Origin of the sequence: Enterobacter cloacae complex sp. R_G8 (assembly GCF_024599795.1) — a bacterium.
GTDB lineage: Bacteria > Pseudomonadota > Gammaproteobacteria > Enterobacterales > Enterobacteriaceae > Enterobacter > Enterobacter dissolvens.
Window position 1 is genome coordinate 4,857,615 of record NZ_CP102246.1, and the last position, 18,319, is coordinate 4,875,933.

Below are 18,319 nucleotides of genomic sequence, written 5' to 3' on the forward strand. Positions count from 1 at the left end.
TAACATGTCACTCAGCATCAGCCCGACACATTGCTACGGTATCTTCTATCAGCCGACGAGCGACGGTGCCTGGTGGTGGCAGCAGCGGTAAATCGTCGTAGCGATACCAGTTCGCTTCCAGTAACTCTTTCTGGTCGATAACAATCTCCCCGCTGTCATAGTCGGCCATAAAGGCCGTCATCAGCGACTGCGGGAACGGCCACGGCTGCGAGGTGACATAGCGCAGGTTCTTAACCTTAATACCGCTCTCTTCCATCACTTCACGCGCCACCGCCTGTTCCAGCGTTTCGCCCACTTCGACGAAGCCGGCCAGCACGGTATGAATGCCGTTGCGATGGCGGGTATGCTGCGCCAGCAGGATGGAATCGTCACGACGGATAGCGACGATAATGCACGGCGCAATTTGCGGGTAGTAGCGCTCACGGCAGTGGCTGCAGAGCATCGCCCATTCGGTTTTACTGGGGTGCATGGTGTGACCACAGTAGCCGCAGTACTTATGCGAACGGTAAAACTCAGCCAGTTGAACGCCCCGGCCCGCCAGCTGGAACAAGCCAACATCCTGATCCAGCACCTGACGAACCGATCCCATGTCATTGCGGCGTGGCTGTTGGATCAACCACACGGGTTCCCCCTGCCATTCCCCGATCCTTAGCGCGGGCAGGCCTACAAGATCGAAACGATCTGCCGCACCATAGGGTATCTCCCCGGCAGGCAACCATAATTTTTGTTCGTGACTGACGATCCACCAACCGAGATCTGATTTTTCAATAATACGATCCATATCTATTGCACTACCTTCGCTTCACTGACATGTTGTTAGCATTGTGGTTACATTTTGGATAAGCAGATCCCATTCTAAACCTTGCGGAGTCGACCATGTTAAACCAGCTAGAAAGCCTGACTGAGCGCGTTAGAGGAAGTAACAAACTGGTGGATCGCTGGCTACATGTGCGCAAGCATCTACTCGTGGCTTATTACAATCTGGTCGGTATTAAGCCTGGCAAAGAATCGTTTATGCGGTTGAATGAAAAAGCGCTGGATGATTTTTGTCAGAGCCTGGTCGACTATCTGTCCGATGGCCATTTCAATATTTATGAACGTATTATCCGTGAAATGGAAGGGACGACGCCGTATTTAACCGCCAGCAAACTCTATCCGCTGCTGGAAGCCAACACCCAGCAGATCATGGATTACTACGATTCCACGCTTGAGAACGCTATCGATCACGATAACTATCTTGAGTTCCAGCAGGCGCTTTCCGACCTTGGCGAAGCGCTGGAAGAGCGATTCACGCTGGAAGATAAGCTGATCGGTCTCGCCCTGGATAACAACCTGAACATCAGCAGCGAAGATAACATTGCGCGCCCTGCTTGAGTTCTTAATCGTTAACGAGTAATTTACAACCATTCGCCCCTCTCTGGAGGGGGATTTTTCTTGTCGGAGTGCCCAGTGTGAAAGCACGGGCTGAGACCGTTAATTCGGGATCCGCGGAACCTGATCAGGCTAATACCTGCGAAGGGAACAAGAGTCACACTGCTGTTGTATCGCCCACCGGGCGATCTCCTCTTGCTTCATCCGTCGTCTGACAAGCCATGTCCTTCACTTTTGGAATGAGCTATGTCTACAACAAAACTGACCCGCCGCGAACAGCGCGCACAAGCCCAACACTTCATCGACACCCTGGAAGGTACCGCTTTCCCGAACTCAAAACGCATTTACATCACCGGCTCACAGGCGGATATCCGTGTGCCAATGCGTGAAATCCAGCTTAGCCCGACGCTTATCGGCGGCAGCAAAGCGCACCCGCAGTATGAAGATAACGAAGCCGTGCCGGTGTATGACACCTCTGGTCCGTACGGCGATCCTGCGGTTGCCATTAACGTTCAGCAGGGTCTGGCGAAATTACGCCAGCCGTGGATTGACGCGCGTAACGACTGCGAAGAGCTGTCTGACCGCAGCTCGGCTTACACCAAAGCGCGCCTGGCGGACGACGGTCTGGATGAACTGCGCTTCACCGGGTTGCTGACGCCGAAACGGGCGAAAGCGGGCAAATGCGTCACCCAGCTGCACTACGCACGCCAGGGTATCGTCACGCCGGAGATGGAATTTATCGCCATTCGCGAAAATATGGGCCGTGAGCGCATCCGCAGCGAAGTGTTGCGCCACCAGCACCCGGGGGAAGGCTTCGGGGCACGTCTGCCAGAAAACATTACGCCGGAGTTCGTGCGTGATGAAGTGGCCGCTGGCCGTGCGATTATTCCCGCCAACATCAATCACCCGGAATCTGAACCGATGATCATCGGCCGCAACTTCCTGGTGAAGGTCAACGCCAACATCGGCAACTCAGCCGTGACCTCCTCCATCGAAGAAGAGGTCGAAAAGCTGGTCTGGTCGACGCGCTGGGGCGCGGACACGGTGATGGATCTCTCCACCGGGCGTTACATCCACGAAACCCGCGAGTGGATCCTGCGCAATAGCCCGGTGCCTATCGGAACGGTGCCCGTTTATCAGGCACTGGAGAAAGTGAACGGTATTGCCGAAGACCTCACCTGGGAAGCCTTCCGCGACACGCTACTGGAGCAGGCTGAACAGGGCGTAGACTACTTCACCATCCACGCGGGCGTACTGCTGCGCTACGTGCCGATGACGGCGAAGCGTCTGACCGGTATTGTCTCGCGCGGCGGCTCTATCATGGCCAAATGGTGCCTGTCGCACCATAAGGAAAACTTCCTCTACGAACACTTCCGCGAGATCTGTGAAATCTGTGCCGCGTACGATGTCTCCCTGTCGCTGGGCGACGGCCTGCGTCCGGGCTCCATTCGTGATGCCAACGACGAAGCGCAGTTTGCCGAGCTGCATACTCTGGGCGAGCTGACCAAAATCGCCTGGGAGTATGACGTACAGGTGATGATTGAAGGCCCGGGACATGTCCCGATGCAGATGATCCGCCGCAACATGACCGAAGAGCTGGAGCACTGCCACGAAGCACCGTTTTATACCCTGGGGCCGTTGACCACGGATATCGCACCGGGCTATGACCACTTCACCTCCGGGATTGGTGCGGCGATGATCGGCTGGTTCGGCTGCGCCATGCTTTGCTATGTGACGCCGAAAGAGCACCTCGGTCTGCCTAACAAAGAGGATGTGAAGCAGGGGCTGATTACCTACAAAATCGCCGCCCACGCCGCGGACCTGGCCAAAGGCCACCCTGGCGCGCAAATTCGCGACAACGCCATGTCGAAGGCGCGCTTTGAATTCCGCTGGGAAGACCAGTTCAACCTGGCGCTCGATCCTTTCACCGCCCGTGCGTATCACGATGAAACCCTGCCGCAGGAGTCGGGCAAAGTGGCTCACTTCTGCTCCATGTGTGGGCCAAAATTCTGTTCGATGAAAATCAGCCAGGAAGTCCGTGACTACGCCGCCGCGCAAACCATCGAAGTGGGTATGGCGGACATGTCAGAAACCTTCCGCGCGAAGGGCGGCGAAATCTACCTCAAACAAGAGGAGGCGTAATGTATCAGCCTGATTTCCCCTCCGTTCCCTTTCGTTTAGGACTCTATCCGGTGGTGGACAGCGTGGCGTGGATCGAGCGCCTGCTGGCGTGCGGCGTTCGCACAATCCAACTGCGCATCAAGGATAAACGTGATGACGAGGTGGAGGCCGATGTGGTCGCCGCCATCGCGCTGGGACGTCGTTACGACGGGCGCCTGTTTATCAACGACTACTGGCGGCTGGCCGTTAAGCACCAGGCTTACGGCGTGCATCTGGGTCAGGAGGACCTGGAAACAACGGACCTGAGCGCAATCCGGGACGCTGGATTAAGACTGGGGGTATCAACACACGACGACATGGAGATCGACGTGGCGCTGGCGGCTCGCCCTTCGTACATCGCACTTGGCCATGTTTTTCCGACGCAGACCAAACAGATGCCCTCTGCCCCACAGGGGCTGACGCAGCTGGCGGCGCACGTTAAACGCCTTGCCGATTACCCTACCGTTGCGATCGGTGGGATCAGCCTGGAACGCGCTCCTGCCGTGCTGGATACCGGTGTCGGCAGTATCGCTGTCGTCAGCGCCATTACCCAGGCGGCAGACTGGCAGGCCGCCACCGCACAGCTCTTACAGCTGGCAGGAGCAGGCGATGAATGATCGTGATTTTATGCGCTATAGCCGCCAGATCCTGCTGGAGGATATCGCCATTGACGGGCAGCAAAAGCTGCTCGCCAGCCGGGTTCTGATTATTGGCCTGGGCGGATTGGGTGCACCTGCCGCGCTCTATCTGGCGGGGGCGGGCGTGGGCACGCTGGTGCTGGCCGACGACGACGAGGTACATCTCAGCAACCTGCAGCGACAGATCCTTTTCACCACTGAGGACGTCAACCAGCCCAAAGCACACATTACCCGTAAACGCCTGAATGCGTTGAATCCGGATATTACGCTTATTGCACTCCAGGAGCGGCTCAGCGGCGAAAGCCTGCAGCGCGAAGTTGCCCTTGCGGATGTGGTACTGGACTGCACCGATAATATGGCGACCCGTCAGGCCATTAACGCCGCCTGCGTGGCACAGAATACGCCGCTTATCACCGCCAGCGCGGTAGGATTCGGCGGCCAGATGATGGTACTGACCCCGCCCTGGGCGCAGGGCTGTTATCGCTGCCTGTGGCCGGATGATGCCGAGCCGGAGCGCAACTGCCGCACCGCAGGCATTCTTGGTCCGGTGGTGGGCGTGATGGGCACTCTGCAGGCGCTGGAGGCCATCAAATTGCTCAGCGGTATGGAAACAGAGCGTAATACACTGCGGCTGTTTGATGCCCGCTCCAGCGGCTGGCGTCATCTGGCGCTGCATCGCGCCAGCCACTGCCCGGTGTGCGGAGGTCAGAATGCGCATTCTGTTTAACGATGAGCCGATGAAATGCGATGACGGCCTCACCGTTGCCGCGCTGCTCAGGAAGCTGCGCCAGCTCAGGCCGGGAACGGCGCTGGCGCTTAATCAACAGATCCTGCCGCGTGAGCAGTGGGAACATCAGCAGGTAAGTGAAGGCGACCAGATCCTGCTGTTTCAGGTAATCGCAGGGGGCTGAGATGTTACGTATTGCTGATAAAATCTTTGATTCACATCTGTTTACCGGAACCGGAAAATTCGCCTCGCCGCAGCTGATGGTGGATGCCATCCGTGAAAGCGGCAGCCAGCTGGTAACGCTGGCGCTCAAGCGCGTCGATCTGCGCCATCACAGCGACGCCATTCTGGCACCGTTGCTGGATGCTGGCGTTACCCTGCTGCCCAATACTTCGGGTGCGAAAACGGCTGAAGAGGCGATTTTTGCGGCTCAGCTGGCCCGTGAAGCGTTGGGTACCCACTGGCTGAAACTGGAAATTCACCCGGATGCGCGCTGGCTGTTACCCGACCCCATCGAAACGCTGAAAGCGGCGGAAAAACTGGTGCAGCAAGGCTTTACCGTTCTGCCCTACTGCGGAGCCGATCCCGTGCTGTGTAAACGGCTGGAAGAGGTCGGCTGCGCTGCCGTCATGCCACTGGGCGCCCCAATTGGTTCTAATCAGGGCCTGGAGACCCGCGCCATGCTGGAGATCATCATTGAACAGGCCACCGTGCCGGTGGTGGTGGATGCAGGTATTGGCGTGCCAAGCCATGCCGCACAGGCGCTGGAGATGGGAGCCGATGCGGTGCTGGTGAATACGGCCATTGCGGTAGCCGACGACCCGATCATGATGGCGCGCGCGTTCCGCATGGCGGTGGAGGCCGGCTTGCTGGCACGAGAGTCCGGCCCGGGAACGCGCAGTTTTCAGGCACAGGCCACCAGCCCGCTGACCGGTTTTCTGGAGGCGCTCTCATGATCACCTTTACCGATCGCTGGCGGCAACTTGACTGGGACGATATTGCCCTGCGCATCAACAGTAAAACGCAGGCTGATGTGGAGCGCGCCTTACAAGCCCGTCATCTGTCCCGCGACGATATGATGGCCCTGCTCTCTCCGGCGGCGAGCACCTTTCTTGAGCCGATGGCCCAGCGCGCTCAGAGGCTCACCCGCCAGCGTTTTGGCAACACGGTGAGCTTTTACGTACCGCTCTATCTCTCCAACCTGTGCGCCAATGACTGCACCTACTGCGGTTTCTCCATGAGCAACCGCATTAAGCGGAAAACGCTCGATGAGGGCGAAATCGCCCGTGAGTGTGCCGCCATCCGTGAGATGGGCTTTGAGCATCTCCTGCTGGTCACGGGTGAACACCAGGGCAAAGTCGGGATGGACTATTTTCGACAGCACCTTCCGGCTATTCGTCGGCAGTTCGCGTCGCTACAGATGGAGGTTCAGCCCCTGTCGCAGGACGAATACGCGGAGCTTAAAGCCCTCGGGCTGGACGGGGTGATGGTTTATCAGGAAACCTACCACGAGGCGACGTATGCCCGGCATCACCTGAAGGGAAAGAAACAGGATTTCTTCTTCCGGCTGGAGACCCCGGACAGGCTGGGCCGTGCGGGGATCGACAAAATCGGTCTGGGGGCGCTGATTGGGCTATCCGATAGCTGGCGAGTGGATTGCTATATGGTGGCGGAACACCTGCTATGGCTGCAGCAGCACTACTGGCAGAGCCGTTACTCCATCTCCTTCCCCCGATTACGCCCGTGTACTGGGGGTGTTGAACCCGCTTCGGTGATGGACGAACGTCAGCTGGTCCAGGCCATCTGCGCGTTTCGCCTGCTCGCCCCGGAGGTTGAATTATCCCTCTCGACGCGTGAATCTCCTGCGTTTCGCGATCGCGTGATCCCGCTTGCGATTAACAACGTCAGTGCGTTCTCAAAAACGCAGCCAGGGGGCTATGCCGATGACCATCCGGAGCTGGAACAATTCGCGCCACATGATGGACGACGTCCGGACGCGGTCGCTGCCGCCCTGACCGCTCAGGGATTACAACCGGTATGGAAAGACTGGGACAGCTGGCTGGGAAGAGCCTCGCAAATACGTTGAAACGAACTGCAAGCCGGTAAAAAATTGTCGAGGCGCTCTGGAGAGTCACAACCGGATGATTGTCAGCTGTCGTCCGGTTTTTTATTGTCATACCGTCAGCAACGGAAGCTGTCCAGGGCGAAAAGCTTCTTCCTCGTTTCGCCCTGCCTCTGATTCTTTGCACAAACGCCCCCGGCCAGTTTAATGAGTATTTTCTTAGTGATTCTTAAGATAAATCATCTCGCCTGAAATCGTGTTCCGTATAATTCACAACTAACCGCAGGGCAGCGACTATGCTGAGAGGATGTCGGCAAACGAAAAAACTCACCATCAGGATTGATGTAAAACTCATGGCACTTCACAACAGAAAACTCTCTTTTACCCGCCCCATTATGGTTAGCTTTGCAGGGATCCTGTGCAGTTTTGCGCTGATCGCGGTCGTGGTTACCCTTTCACAACAAAAGGATTTTCTTGAGGATTATCATAAAATTAATGGTAACTTTACCCACAACCTTGCAGTGAACTACACCGAATCTATCCTGCGTGAAAACGACTATATCCTTGGGCGCTCGGCAATATACTTTTCGCGTAACGACACGCTGAACGAGACCCTGATCGTCAATCCGACGCAGGGACTACAGATGTTGATGCATTTGCAGAACCTGATGCCGACCGTTTCTTCCATCTCTCTGACAGACACCGAGGGGCGTTATCTGCGCGCGCCGGAGGTGCTCCCCACGGAAAAGAGCAAAACGTTCGATCCCCGGACGCGTCCGTGGTTTATCGCCCAGGCGGAAGCCAGCATCTTCAGTCACTATACCCGTCCCTACATGGACTATTTCACCGGTCACCCGACTGTGACGCTGTACAAGCCCTTGATTTCGCCAGAAGGCAGGCTGAAGGGCACAATCGCTTTTCATCTTGATTTGACCTCCATGGGGTTTACCCTTCGTCAAATGGTGGCGCCTGTGCAGGGGGAGTTTTTTGTCGTCGAACGTGACGGTGCTGTGGTGCTTCACCCTGATACGGGTGCGCTCTTCAAACACTATGTGAGCGAAGCGCTGATGGACAAAATGACCAGCGGCGAAGGCCATCTGTATGATAAGAAAACCAAAGCCTGGTATTACTACTACTCCTTCACTAACCCGGACTGGTTTGTCATCTACCGGGTATCGGGCGCGACCCTCACCGATATCACCCGCCATGAAACGACCATCGTCGGCTGGGGCTTTGCGCTGGCGGCCATCATTATCATCCTCTTCGGTCTGTACCTGCGTCATGCGTCACGTACCGTGCTGATGACGATTATCAACGCCATCAAAACCGGCGACGTCAGCCAGGCACCGCGTCTGGAAGCGATGCTTAGCCATACCATCCAGTCCAATAAAGAGCGTGAGATGGCCTATGTGCGCCAGGCAACTCACGATGCACTCACCGGCTGCAAAAACCGCCGGGCGTTTGATAGCGATGTGAATGAGTTACTGAGTGCCCACCAGCCTTTCGCCCTGGCGCTGATTGATATCGACAACTTCAAATCGATTAACGACACCTGGGGTCACCTGAGCGGTGATATCGTCCTGCGTAACGTGGCGCGTGAAGGGATCCAGATAATGCAGCCCCATAACGTCTCGGTTTACCGCTACGGTGGAGAAGAGTTCGCGGTGATTTTCCAGGCCGAGCAGATCGCTGCCGCATTCTCGTTACTGGACGCGTGGCGTACCGCCGTTGAAAGACGCGTCTGGCGGGAAGAAAACCTGCGGGTTACGTTCAGCGCCGGTCTGGGAGAATGGCATTTCGAACCGCTGGAGCAGCTTGTAGGGAGTGTAGATAACGCACTATACAGCGCGAAACAGCAGGGAAAAAACCGCATTATTCGAACGTCCGTCGGCTGATTTTCTCTGCTCGACGCAAAATTGTAACCGGTTTCAGAAAAATGCCGATTTCTTTGTGATGCCAGACACACAATCGCGGTAAAGCGGTTGTTGAAGCGGTCTGCACGGGATAATTATCAATAAACACATGTAGATCGAGGCTGACTATGAAGAACATCGTTTTATGCTGTGCAGCGGGAATGTCAACCAGCATGCTGGTTCAACGTATGAAAGACGCCGCGCAGAAAAAAGGGGTTGAAGTAACCATTAAAGCCGTTCCGGTCGCGGAGTTTAAAGATAACATCGCGACGGCCGACATCGTATTACTGGGGCCACAGGTTAAATACGAGCAGGCGAAACTTCAGGCCCAGGCCGACCCGCTGGGAAAAAAGGTCGCGGTGATCGACATGATGGATTACGGCATGATGAAAGGTGATGCCGTACTGGAAAAAGCGCTCAAACTGCTGGAGTGACCCGTGGAAGATTTAGAAACAACGATCATGGAACTGCTGGTCAACGCGGGTGCGGCGCGCAGTGCTGCCCTGACGGCGTTGCAGATGGCTCGCAAGGGTGATTTTGACGAAGCCGAAAAAGCGATGGAAGAATCGCGCGAATATGTGAAACATGCGCACACAATCCAGACACAGCTTATTGGTCTTGATGAAGGTTCCGGGAAGCTTCCGGTTAACCTGATTACCGTCCACTCTCAGGATCACCTGATGAACGCGATGGTCATCCAGGATCTTGCGGGCGATATGATTGAGCTTTATCGACGCATCCCGTTGCTAAATTAAAAGCTACAGCTGTAAAAAAACCCGCCGAGGCGGGTTTTTTATTTACTGCATCAACGATTACTCGTTGTCGGAACCGCCCAGACCTGCGTTCAGCAGTTCTGCCAGGCTCGCGGATGCATCTTCAGCAGTCACCTGCGGTGCAGCTGGCAGTTCGCCTGCAGCACGACGACGCATACGATCCTGATGGTACGCATAACCAGTACCCGCCGGGATCAGACGACCCACGATAACGTTCTCTTTCAGACCGCGCAGTTCATCACGTTTACCTGCAACAGCGGCTTCGGTCAGGACACGAGTGGTTTCCTGGAACGATGCTGCAGAGATGAAGGACTCGGTTGCCAGAGACGCTTTGGTGATACCCAGCAGATCGCGCGAGAAGGTCGCACCGATTTTGCCGTTCGCTTCCAGTTCGCGGTTAGCGATCTTGACGCGTGAGTACTCAACCTGCTCGCCTTCCAGGAACTCGGAGCTGCCCGCGTTCTCGATGGTCGCTTTACGCAGCATCTGACGAACGATAACTTCGATGTGTTTATCGTTAATCTTAACGCCCTGCAGACGGTATACGTCCTGTACTTCGTTAACGATGTAACGCGTAACAGCATGCACACCACGCAGACGCAGGATGTCGTGCGGCGCTTCTGGACCGTCGGAAACCACGTCACCACGTTCTACACGTTCACCTTCGAACACGTTGAGCTGACGCCACTTAGGAATCATCTCTTCGTACGGCTCGCTGCCATCTACCGGGGTGATAACCAGACGGCGTTTACCTTTGGTCTCTTTACCGAAGGAGATGATACCGCTGATTTCAGCCAGGATTGCCGGCTCTTTCGGACGACGAGCTTCGAACAGGTCCGCAACGCGTGGCAGACCACCGGTGATGTCCTTGGTACCGCCGGATTCCTGAGGAATACGCGCCAGGGTGTCACCAGAGCTGATCTGTACGCCATCTTCCAGCTGGACAATCGCTTTACCAGGCAGGAAGTACTGCGCAGGCATATCGGTACCCGGGATCAGAACGTCGTTACCCTGAGCATCAACGATTTTCAGTGCAGGACGCAGATCTTTACCGCCGGTAGTACGTTCAGCAGAATCCAGAACCACCAGAGAAGACAGACCGGTCAGCTCGTCAGTCTGACGAGTAATGGTCTGGCCGTCGATCATGTCAGTGAAGCGGATGAAACCACTTACTTCGGTGATAACTGGCATGGTGTGTGGATCCCAGTTTGCAACGGTTTCCCCGCCGGCAACCTGCTCGCCATCACCTTTCGCCATAACAGCACCGTAAGGCACTTTATAGCTCTCTTTGGTACGACCGAATTCGTCGATCAGCTTCAGCTCGGTGTTACGAGAAGTGATAACCAGTTTACCGCTGGAGTTCACAACCGATTTCGCGTTGCTAAGCTTGATGCTACCTTTGTTTTTCACCTGGATGCTGGATTCAGCAGCCGCACGAGATGCCGCACCACCGATGTGGAACGTACGCATCGTCAGCTGTGTACCCGGCTCACCGATGGACTGTGCCGCGATAACGCCGATGGCTTCACCTTTGTTGATGATGTGGCCACGCGCCAGGTCACGACCGTAGCAGTGCGCACATACACCAAAGTCGGTGTCACAGGATACAACGGAACGCACTTTCACGGAGTCAACAGAGTTCGCTTCCAGCAGGTCACACCACTGTTCGTGCAGCAGCGTGTTGCGTGGAACCAGAATGTCTGCGGTACCCGGCTTCAGAATGTCTTCCGCGGTAACACGACCCAGTACGCGATCGCGCAGTGGCTCTTTAACATCACCACCCTCGATAACCGGAGTCATGGTGATACCTTCAAGGGTGCCACAATCGTCTTCGGTCACCACCAGATCCTGCGCAACGTCAACCAGACGACGCGTCAGATAACCGGAGTTCGCTGTTTTCAGTGCGGTATCCGCCAGACCTTTACGCGCACCGTGCGTGGAGATGAAGTACTGGAGTACGTTCAGACCTTCACGGAAGTTCGCGGTGATTGGCGTTTCGATGATGGAGCCATCTGGCTTCGCCATCAGACCACGCATACCTGCCAGCTGACGAATCTGTGCTGCAGAACCACGCGCACCGGAGTCGGCCATCATGTAGATGCTGTTGAAGGAAACCTGCTGCTCTTCCACGCCGTCACGGTTAATCACGGTTTCGGTTTGCAGGTTATCCATCATCGCTTTGGATACACGATCGTTCGCCGCAGCCCAGATATCGATAACTTTGTTGTAGCGTTCGCCCGCGGTGACCAGACCAGACTGGAACTGCTCCTGGATTTCCGCAACTTCCGCTTCCGCTTCAGAGATGATCTCGTGTTTCTTCTCTGGGATGACCATGTCATCGATACCAACAGATGCACCTGAACGCGCTGCATAAGCAAAGCCGGTATACATTGTCTGGTCAGCGAAGATAACCGTCGGCTTCAGACCCAGAATGCGGTAACAGGTGTTCAGCATTTTGGAGATCGCTTTCTTACCCAGCGCCTGGTTGACGATGGAGAAAGGCAGACCTTTCGGTACGATCATCCACAGAATGGCACGGCCGATAGTCGTGTCTTTCAGGCTGGTTTTCGCAACGAATTCGCCGTTAGCATCTTTTTCATATTCAGTGATACGCACTTTAACGCGCGCATGCAGAGAGGCCAGGCCAGCGCGATAAATACGCTCAGCTTCTTTCGGGCCAGTCAGCACCATGCCTTCGCCTTTAGCGTTAACACAGTCACGGGTCATGTAGTACAGACCCAATACAACGTCCTGAGAAGGAACGATGATTGGCTCACCGTTCGCTGGAGACAGGATGTTGTTGGTAGACATCATCAGCGCACGCGCTTCCAGCTGGGCTTCCAGCGTCAGCGGTACGTGAACAGCCATCTGGTCACCATCGAAGTCGGCGTTATACGCCGCACAGACCAGCGGGTGCAGCTGGATAGCTTTACCTTCGATCAGGACTGGCTCAAATGCCTGGATACCCAGACGGTGCAGGGTTGGTGCACGGTTCAGCAGTACCGGGTGTTCGCGGATCACTTCGTCCAGGATATCCCAAACGACAGCTTCTTCACGCTCAACCATTTTCTTAGCGGCTTTGATGGTGGTGGCGAGTCCTCGCAACTCCAGTTTGCCGTAGATGAATGGTTTGAACAGCTCCAGTGCCATTTTCTTCGGCAGACCGCACTGATGCAGACGCAGGTATGGACCTACGGTGATTACAGAACGACCGGAGTAGTCAACACGCTTACCGAGCAGGTTCTGACGGAAACGACCCTGTTTACCTTTGATCATGTCGGCCAAAGATTTCAGAGGACGTTTGTTAGAACCGGTGATCGCACGACCGCGACGACCGTTATCCAGCAGGGCATCTACCGCTTCCTGCAGCATACGTTTTTCGTTGCGTACGATGATATCCGGCGCAGCCAGATCCAGCAGACGTTTCAGACGGTTGTTACGGTTGATCACGCGACGATACAGATCGTTCAGATCGGACGTTGCGAAACGACCACCATCCAGCGGAACCAGCGGACGCAGATCTGGAGGCAGAACCGGCAGAACGGTCAGGATCATCCACTCTGGCTTGTTACCAGACTGAACGAACGCTTCCAGCAGTTTGATACGCTTGGTCAGCTTTTTACGCTTGGTTTCGGAGTTGGTTTCGTTCAGCTCTTCACGCAGCTGCTCGCACTCTTGCTCCAGATCCATGCTCTTCAGCAGGGCCTGAATAGCTTCCGCACCCATCTTCGCGTCGAATTCGTCACCGAACTCTTCCAGCGCGTCCAGATACTGCTCTTCAGTCAGGATCTGGTGACGTTCCAGGTTCGTCATCCCGCCTTCGATAACCACATAAGATTCGAAGTACAGAACACGTTCGATATCGCGCAGCGGCATATCCAGCAGCAGGCCGATACGGGACGGCAGAGATTTCAGGAACCAGATGTGAGCAGTCGGAGACGCCAGCTCGATGTGGCCCATGCGCTCACGGCGCACTTTGGTCTGGGTCACTTCAACGCCGCACTTCTCACAGATCACACCACGGTGTTTCAGGCGCTTGTACTTACCGCACAGGCACTCGTAATCTTTTACTGGCCCGAAAATACGTGCACAGAAAAGGCCGTCACGCTCAGGTTTGAACGTACGGTAGTTGATGGTTTCCGGCTTTTTAACTTCACCGAAAGACCATGAACGGATCATGTCTGGCGAAGCCAGAGCAATTTTGATCGCATCAAACTCTTCGGTTTTAGTTTGCGCTTTCAGAAACTTTAATAAGTCTTTCACGGATTTGCTCCCGTCGGAGTTAGCACACTCTGCTGTCGGGCGTTAACCCGACAGCAGTGACCTGTTTGAGCGAGAATTACTCGTCTTCCAGTTCGATGTTGATACCCAGCGAACGAATCTCTTTCAACAGTACGTTGAAGGACTCTGGCATGCCCGGTTCCATCTGATGGTTGCCGTCCACGATGTTCTTATACATCTTGGTACGACCGTTCACGTCATCAGACTTAACGGTGAGCATTTCCTGCAGGGTGTATGCTGCGCCGTATGCTTCCAGCGCCCACACTTCCATCTCCCCGAAGCGCTGACCACCGAACTGTGCCTTACCACCCAGCGGCTGCTGAGTAACCAGGCTGTAAGAACCGGTAGAACGAGCGTGCATTTTGTCGTCGACCAGGTGGTTCAGTTTCAGCATGTACATGTAACCTACGGTTACCGGACGCTCGAACTGTTCACCGGTACGGCCGTCAAACAGCGTAATCTGACCAGACGTTGGCAGACCACCCAGTTGCAGCAGCTCTTTAATTTCAGCTTCTTTTGCACCGTCGAATACCGGCGTTGCAATTGGCATACCTTTGCGCAGGTTCTCTGCCAGACGCAGCACTTCTTCATCGCTGAAGGTGTTCAGGTCGACTTTCTGACGCACATCGGTACCCAGATCGTAGGCACGCTGGATGAATTCGCGCAGTTTCGCGACTTCTTCCTGCTGTTTCAGCATGGCGTTAATCTTGTCGCCGATACCTTTCGCAGCCATACCCAGGTGGGTTTCCAGAATCTGACCGATGTTCATACGAGACGGTACGCCCAGCGGGTTCAGTACGATATCTACCGGCGTACCGTTAGCATCGTGCGGCATATCTTCGATCGGGTTGATCTTAGAGATAACACCCTTGTTACCGTGACGACCTGCCATCTTATCACCAGGCTGGATCTGACGTTTAACAGCCAGATACACCTTAACAATCTTCAGCACGCCTGGTGCCAGATCGTCGCCCTGAGTGATTTTGCGGCGTTTCGCTTCGAGTTTTTTCTCGAACTCGTGTTTCAGTTCGTCATACTGCTCAGCCAGCTGTTCCAGCTGATTTTGTTTCTCTTCGTCGGTCAGGCCCAGTTCCAGCCAGCGATCGCGTGGCAGTTTGTCGAGCTTCTCAGCTTCAACGCCACCGGCAACCAGTACCGCATAGATACGGCTGAACAGACCCGCTTCGAGGATCTGCAGTTCTTCAGACAGGTCTTTCTTAGCCTGTTTGAGCTGCATCTCTTCGATTTCCAGCGCACGTTTGTCTTTCTCAACGCCGTCACGGGTGAAGACCTGAACGTCGATAACCGTACCGGAAACACCGTTTGGTACGCGCAGAGAAGAGTCTTTAACGTCAGACGCTTTCTCACCGAAGATTGCACGCAGCAGTTTCTCTTCTGGCGTCAGCTGAGTTTCACCTTTCGGCGTAACCTTACCAACCAGAATATCGCCGCCGGTCACTTCCGCACCGATGTAAACGATACCGGATTCATCCAGTTTGGAGAGCGCAGCTTCACCCACGTTAGGGATGTCAGCGGTGATCTCTTCTGGCCCCAGCTTGGTGTCACGGGACACACAGGCCAGTTCCTGAATGTGGATGGTGGTGAAACGATCTTCCTGAACCACACGCTCGGAGACGAGGATGGAGTCTTCGAAGTTGTAACCGTTCCACGGCATGAACGCTACGCGCATGTTCTGACCGAGCGCCAGTTCACCGAGGTCGGTGGACGGACCGTCTGCCAGCACGTCGCCGCGCTCAACTGGCTCACCCAGAGATACGCAAGGCATCTGGTTGATACAGGTGTTCTGGTTAGAACGGGTGTATTTGGTCAGGTTGTAGATGTCGATACCCGCTTCGCCCGGATACATCTCGTCTTCGTTAACTTTGATAACGATACGGGATGCGTCAACGTACTGAACGGTACCGCCACGCTTAGCCACTGCAGTAACACCGGAGTCAACGGCAACAGCACGTTCCATACCGGTACCAACCAGCGGCTTATCAGCACGCAGAGTTGGAACGGCCTGACGTTGCATGTTCGCACCCATCAATGCACGGTTGGCGTCATCGTGTTCCAGGAACGGGATCAGGGACGCACCGACGGATACCACCTGCTGGGTGGATACGTCCATGTAGTCAACCTGGTCGCGGCTGAACAAGCTGGATTCGCCTTTGCTACGGCAGGTAACCAGATCTTCTACAAAGTGGCCTTCGTCATCCAGGTTGGAGTTCGCCTGAGCGATAACGTAGTTGCCTTCTTCAATAGCAGACAGGTAATGAATTTCGTCGGTAACAACACCGTCAGTCACTTTACGGTACGGGGTCTCAAGGAAACCGTATTCGTTTGTCTGTGCGTACACGGACAGGGAGTTGATCAGACCGATGTTTGGACCTTCAGGGGTTTCGATTGGACATACGCGACCGTAGTGCGTCGGGTGTACGTCTCGAACTTCGAAGCCTGCGCGTTCACGAGTCAGACCGCCTGGGCCGAGTGCAGAGATACGACGTTTGTGCGTAATCTCAGACAGCGGGTTGTTCTGGTCCATGAACTGAGACAGCTGGCTGGAACCGAAGAACTCTTTCACGGCGGCAGAAATCGGCTTGGCGTTGATCATATCCTGAGGCATCAGGGTATCCAGATCGCCCAGAGACAGACGCTCTTTCACCGCACGCTCTACACGTACCAGGCCAACGCGGAACTGGTTTTCCGCCATTTCACCTACAGAACGGATACGACGGTTGCCGAGGTGGTCGATATCGTCCACTTCGCCTTTACCGTTACGGATATCGATGAGCTTCTTCATCACTTCGATGATGTCGTCTTTGCTCAGGATACCGGAACCTTCGATCTCATCGCGCAGCAGAGAACGGTTGAACTTCATACGACCAACCGCAGACAGATCGTAGCGGTCTTCAGAGAAGAACAGGTTCTCGAACAGGCTTTCAGCCGCTTCGCGAGTTGGTGGCTCACCAGGACGCATCATGCGGTAGATTTCTACCAGCGCGCTCAGACGATCGTTGGTTGGGTCGACGCGTACAGTCTCAGAGATGTACGGACCGTGGTCCAGATCGTTGGTGAACAGCGTTTCGATACGTTTGTGACCAGCCTGACTCAGCTTAGCCAGCAGATCCAGGCTCAGCTCCATGTTCGCCGGGCAGATCAGCTCGCCAGTTGATTCATCAACGTAATCTTTCGCGGCTACTTTTCCTGCAATGTATTCAACCGGAACTTCGATGTGTTTGATATCATCTTTTTCCAGCTGACGGATGTGGCGCGCGGTAATACGGCGACCTTTTTCCACATACACTTTGCCGTCGGCTTCGATGTCGAACGACGCGGTCTCACCACGCAGACGTTCCGGCACCAGCTCCATCTGCAGCTTGTTGTCGCGGATTTCAAAGATCACTTTCTCAAAGAACAGGTCCAGGATCTGCTCAGTGGTGTAGTTCAGTGCACGCAGAATGATGGTTGCAGGCAGTTTACGACGACGGTCGATACGGACAAACAGGTTGTCTTTTGGATCGAACTCGAAGTCCAGCCATGAACCACGGTAAGGAATGATGCGTGCGTTATACAGTACTTTACCGGAAGAGTGTGTTTTACCTTTATCGCTGTCGAAGAAGACGCCCGGGCTACGGTGCAGCTGGGAAACGATAACACGCTCAGTACCGTTGATAACGAAAGTACCGTTGTCTGTCATGAGTGGAATTTCACCCATGTAGACTTCTTGTTCTTTAATGTCTTTAACAGTGCCTTCCGGCGCTTCGCGCTCGTAGATCACCAGACGCAGTTTTACGCGCAGCGGTGCGGAATAGGTCACGCCACGGATCTGACATTCCTGAACGTCAAACACCGGTTCGCCAAGGCGGTAGCTGACGTACTGCAGCTCGGAGTTACCGCTGTAGCTCTGAATTGGGAACACGGAACGGAAGGCTGCTTCCAGGCCGTACTGCCCTTCAGGATCTTGCTCGATAAACTTCTGGAACGAGTCAAGCTGGATAGAAAGGAGATATGGAATGTCCAGAACTTGTGGACGTTTACCAAAATCCTTACGAATACGTTTTTTCTCGGTATAGGAGTAAACCATAGGGTTCCTCAGCTCGCTGACAAGTCGACCCATCTGTCCGACGAAGGGACAGTTTGTGCAACACCATTTTGTGGACCGGAAAATTGAATACTTTCCGCAATACCTGTTGCTATCACGCTTAAACCATTTCATTGCGATTTACACAGAGCGAGCACCCTGTCGCAGTATATTAAGTCGTCGATAGAAACAAGCATTGAAAGACACATCGATAGTCAAACAGTGTGAAATGCTACCGAGGCCTTACAGCGCAAAAAGGCTGGTGACTAAAAAGTCACCAGCCATCAGCCTAATTACTTAGGCTGCAACC

13 protein-coding genes and 1 riboswitch are annotated in these 18,319 nt (G+C 54.9%); of the genes, 10 read left to right on the plus strand and 3 right to left on the minus strand.

The window, feature by feature from the left end:
- Positions 1–7: 7 nt before the first annotated feature.
- Complete coding sequence (gene nudC, locus NQ842_RS22910) at positions 8–781, minus strand: NAD(+) diphosphatase (protein WP_014830249.1); 774 nt, start codon at positions 779–781, stop codon at positions 8–10.
- Between the two features lie 95 nt (positions 782–876).
- Here nudC and rsd point away from each other — a divergent pair, with 95 nt between their 5' ends.
- From rsd to NQ842_RS22960, 10 genes are all read left to right on the plus strand, one after another.
- Complete coding sequence (gene rsd, locus NQ842_RS22915; RefSeq protein WP_257256368.1) at positions 877–1,374, plus strand: sigma D regulator; 498 nt, start codon at positions 877–879, stop codon at positions 1,372–1,374.
- A 54-nt stretch (positions 1,375–1,428) separates the two neighbouring features.
- Positions 1,429–1,538, plus strand: a riboswitch (TPP riboswitch).
- Positions 1,539–1,617: 79 nt separating this feature from the next.
- A complete protein-coding gene (thiC, locus tag NQ842_RS22920; protein WP_014830247.1) occupies positions 1,618–3,513 on the plus strand; it encodes a phosphomethylpyrimidine synthase ThiC in 1,896 nt (631 codons plus the stop codon).
- A complete protein-coding gene (gene thiE, locus NQ842_RS22925) occupies positions 3,513–4,148 on the plus strand; it encodes a thiamine phosphate synthase (protein WP_257256369.1) in 636 nt (211 codons plus the stop codon). The genes thiC and thiE overlap by 1 nt, the downstream gene beginning before the upstream one ends.
- On the plus strand, positions 4,141–4,896 hold the full coding sequence (thiF, locus tag NQ842_RS22930) for a thiazole biosynthesis adenylyltransferase ThiF (protein ID WP_014830245.1): 756 nt from the start codon (positions 4,141–4,143) through the stop codon (positions 4,894–4,896). The genes thiE and thiF overlap by 8 nt, the downstream gene beginning before the upstream one ends.
- On the plus strand, positions 4,880–5,080 hold the full coding sequence (gene thiS, locus NQ842_RS22935; RefSeq protein ID WP_014830244.1) for a sulfur carrier protein ThiS: 201 nt from the start codon (positions 4,880–4,882) through the stop codon (positions 5,078–5,080). The genes thiF and thiS overlap by 17 nt, the downstream gene beginning before the upstream one ends.
- Before the next feature lies 1 nt (position 5,081).
- A complete protein-coding gene (gene thiG / locus NQ842_RS22940) occupies positions 5,082–5,852 on the plus strand; it encodes a thiazole synthase (protein WP_014830243.1) in 771 nt (256 codons plus the stop codon).
- Positions 5,849–6,982: a 2-iminoacetate synthase ThiH gene (thiH, locus tag NQ842_RS22945; RefSeq protein WP_083022132.1), complete on the plus strand. Its 1,134-nt coding sequence runs from the start codon at positions 5,849–5,851 to the stop codon at positions 6,980–6,982. Before thiG ends, thiH begins: the two co-directional genes overlap by 4 nt.
- A 329-nt stretch (positions 6,983–7,311) precedes the next feature.
- Entirely contained in the window at positions 7,312–8,853 is a 1,542-nt protein-coding gene (locus tag NQ842_RS22950) for a sensor domain-containing diguanylate cyclase (RefSeq protein WP_257256370.1), read from the plus strand.
- 146 nt (positions 8,854–8,999) lie between these two features.
- The gene (locus NQ842_RS22955) at positions 9,000–9,305 is read left to right on the plus strand and encodes a PTS sugar transporter subunit IIB (RefSeq protein WP_014882067.1); all 306 of its coding nucleotides are present in this window, start codon (positions 9,000–9,002) and stop codon (positions 9,303–9,305) included.
- Between the two features lie 3 nt (positions 9,306–9,308).
- A complete protein-coding gene (locus NQ842_RS22960) occupies positions 9,309–9,626 on the plus strand; it encodes a PTS lactose/cellobiose transporter subunit IIA (RefSeq protein WP_014830239.1) in 318 nt (105 codons plus the stop codon).
- Positions 9,627–9,683: 57 nt separating this feature from the next.
- Here NQ842_RS22960 and rpoC read toward each other — a convergent pair whose 3' ends face one another.
- On the minus strand, positions 9,684–13,907 hold the full coding sequence (gene rpoC, locus NQ842_RS22965) for a DNA-directed RNA polymerase subunit beta' (protein ID WP_013095003.1): 4,224 nt from the start codon (positions 13,905–13,907) through the stop codon (positions 9,684–9,686).
- A 76-nt stretch (positions 13,908–13,983) separates the two neighbouring features.
- On the minus strand, positions 13,984–18,012 hold the full coding sequence (rpoB, locus tag NQ842_RS22970; RefSeq protein ID WP_014830238.1) for a DNA-directed RNA polymerase subunit beta: 4,029 nt from the start codon (positions 18,010–18,012) through the stop codon (positions 13,984–13,986).
- Positions 18,013–18,319: the final 307 nt, after the last annotated feature.

What these genes read in the sequence shown, in the direction of transcription:
- nudC (WP_014830249.1), bottom strand. Translation starts at nt 781, where the DNA reads ATGGATCGTATTATTGAAAAATCAGATCTCGGTTGGTGGATCGTCAGT.
- rsd (WP_257256368.1), top strand. Translation starts at nt 877, where the DNA reads ATGTTAAACCAGCTAGAAAGCCTGACTGAGCGCGTTAGAGGAAGTAAC.
- thiC (WP_014830247.1), top strand. Translation starts at nt 1,618, where the DNA reads ATGTCTACAACAAAACTGACCCGCCGCGAACAGCGCGCACAAGCCCAA.
- thiE (WP_257256369.1), top strand. Translation starts at nt 3,513, where the DNA reads ATGTATCAGCCTGATTTCCCCTCCGTTCCCTTTCGTTTAGGACTCTAT.
- thiF (WP_014830245.1), top strand. Translation starts at nt 4,141, where the DNA reads ATGAATGATCGTGATTTTATGCGCTATAGCCGCCAGATCCTGCTGGAG.
- thiS (WP_014830244.1), top strand. Translation starts at nt 4,880, where the DNA reads ATGCGCATTCTGTTTAACGATGAGCCGATGAAATGCGATGACGGCCTC.
- thiG (WP_014830243.1), top strand. Translation starts at nt 5,082, where the DNA reads ATGTTACGTATTGCTGATAAAATCTTTGATTCACATCTGTTTACCGGA.
- thiH (WP_083022132.1), top strand. Translation starts at nt 5,849, where the DNA reads ATGATCACCTTTACCGATCGCTGGCGGCAACTTGACTGGGACGATATT.
- NQ842_RS22950 (WP_257256370.1), top strand. Translation starts at nt 7,312, where the DNA reads ATGGCACTTCACAACAGAAAACTCTCTTTTACCCGCCCCATTATGGTT.
- NQ842_RS22955 (WP_014882067.1), top strand. Translation starts at nt 9,000, where the DNA reads ATGAAGAACATCGTTTTATGCTGTGCAGCGGGAATGTCAACCAGCATG.
- rpoB (WP_014830238.1), bottom strand. Translation starts at nt 18,012, where the DNA reads ATGGTTTACTCCTATACCGAGAAAAAACGTATTCGTAAGGATTTTGGT.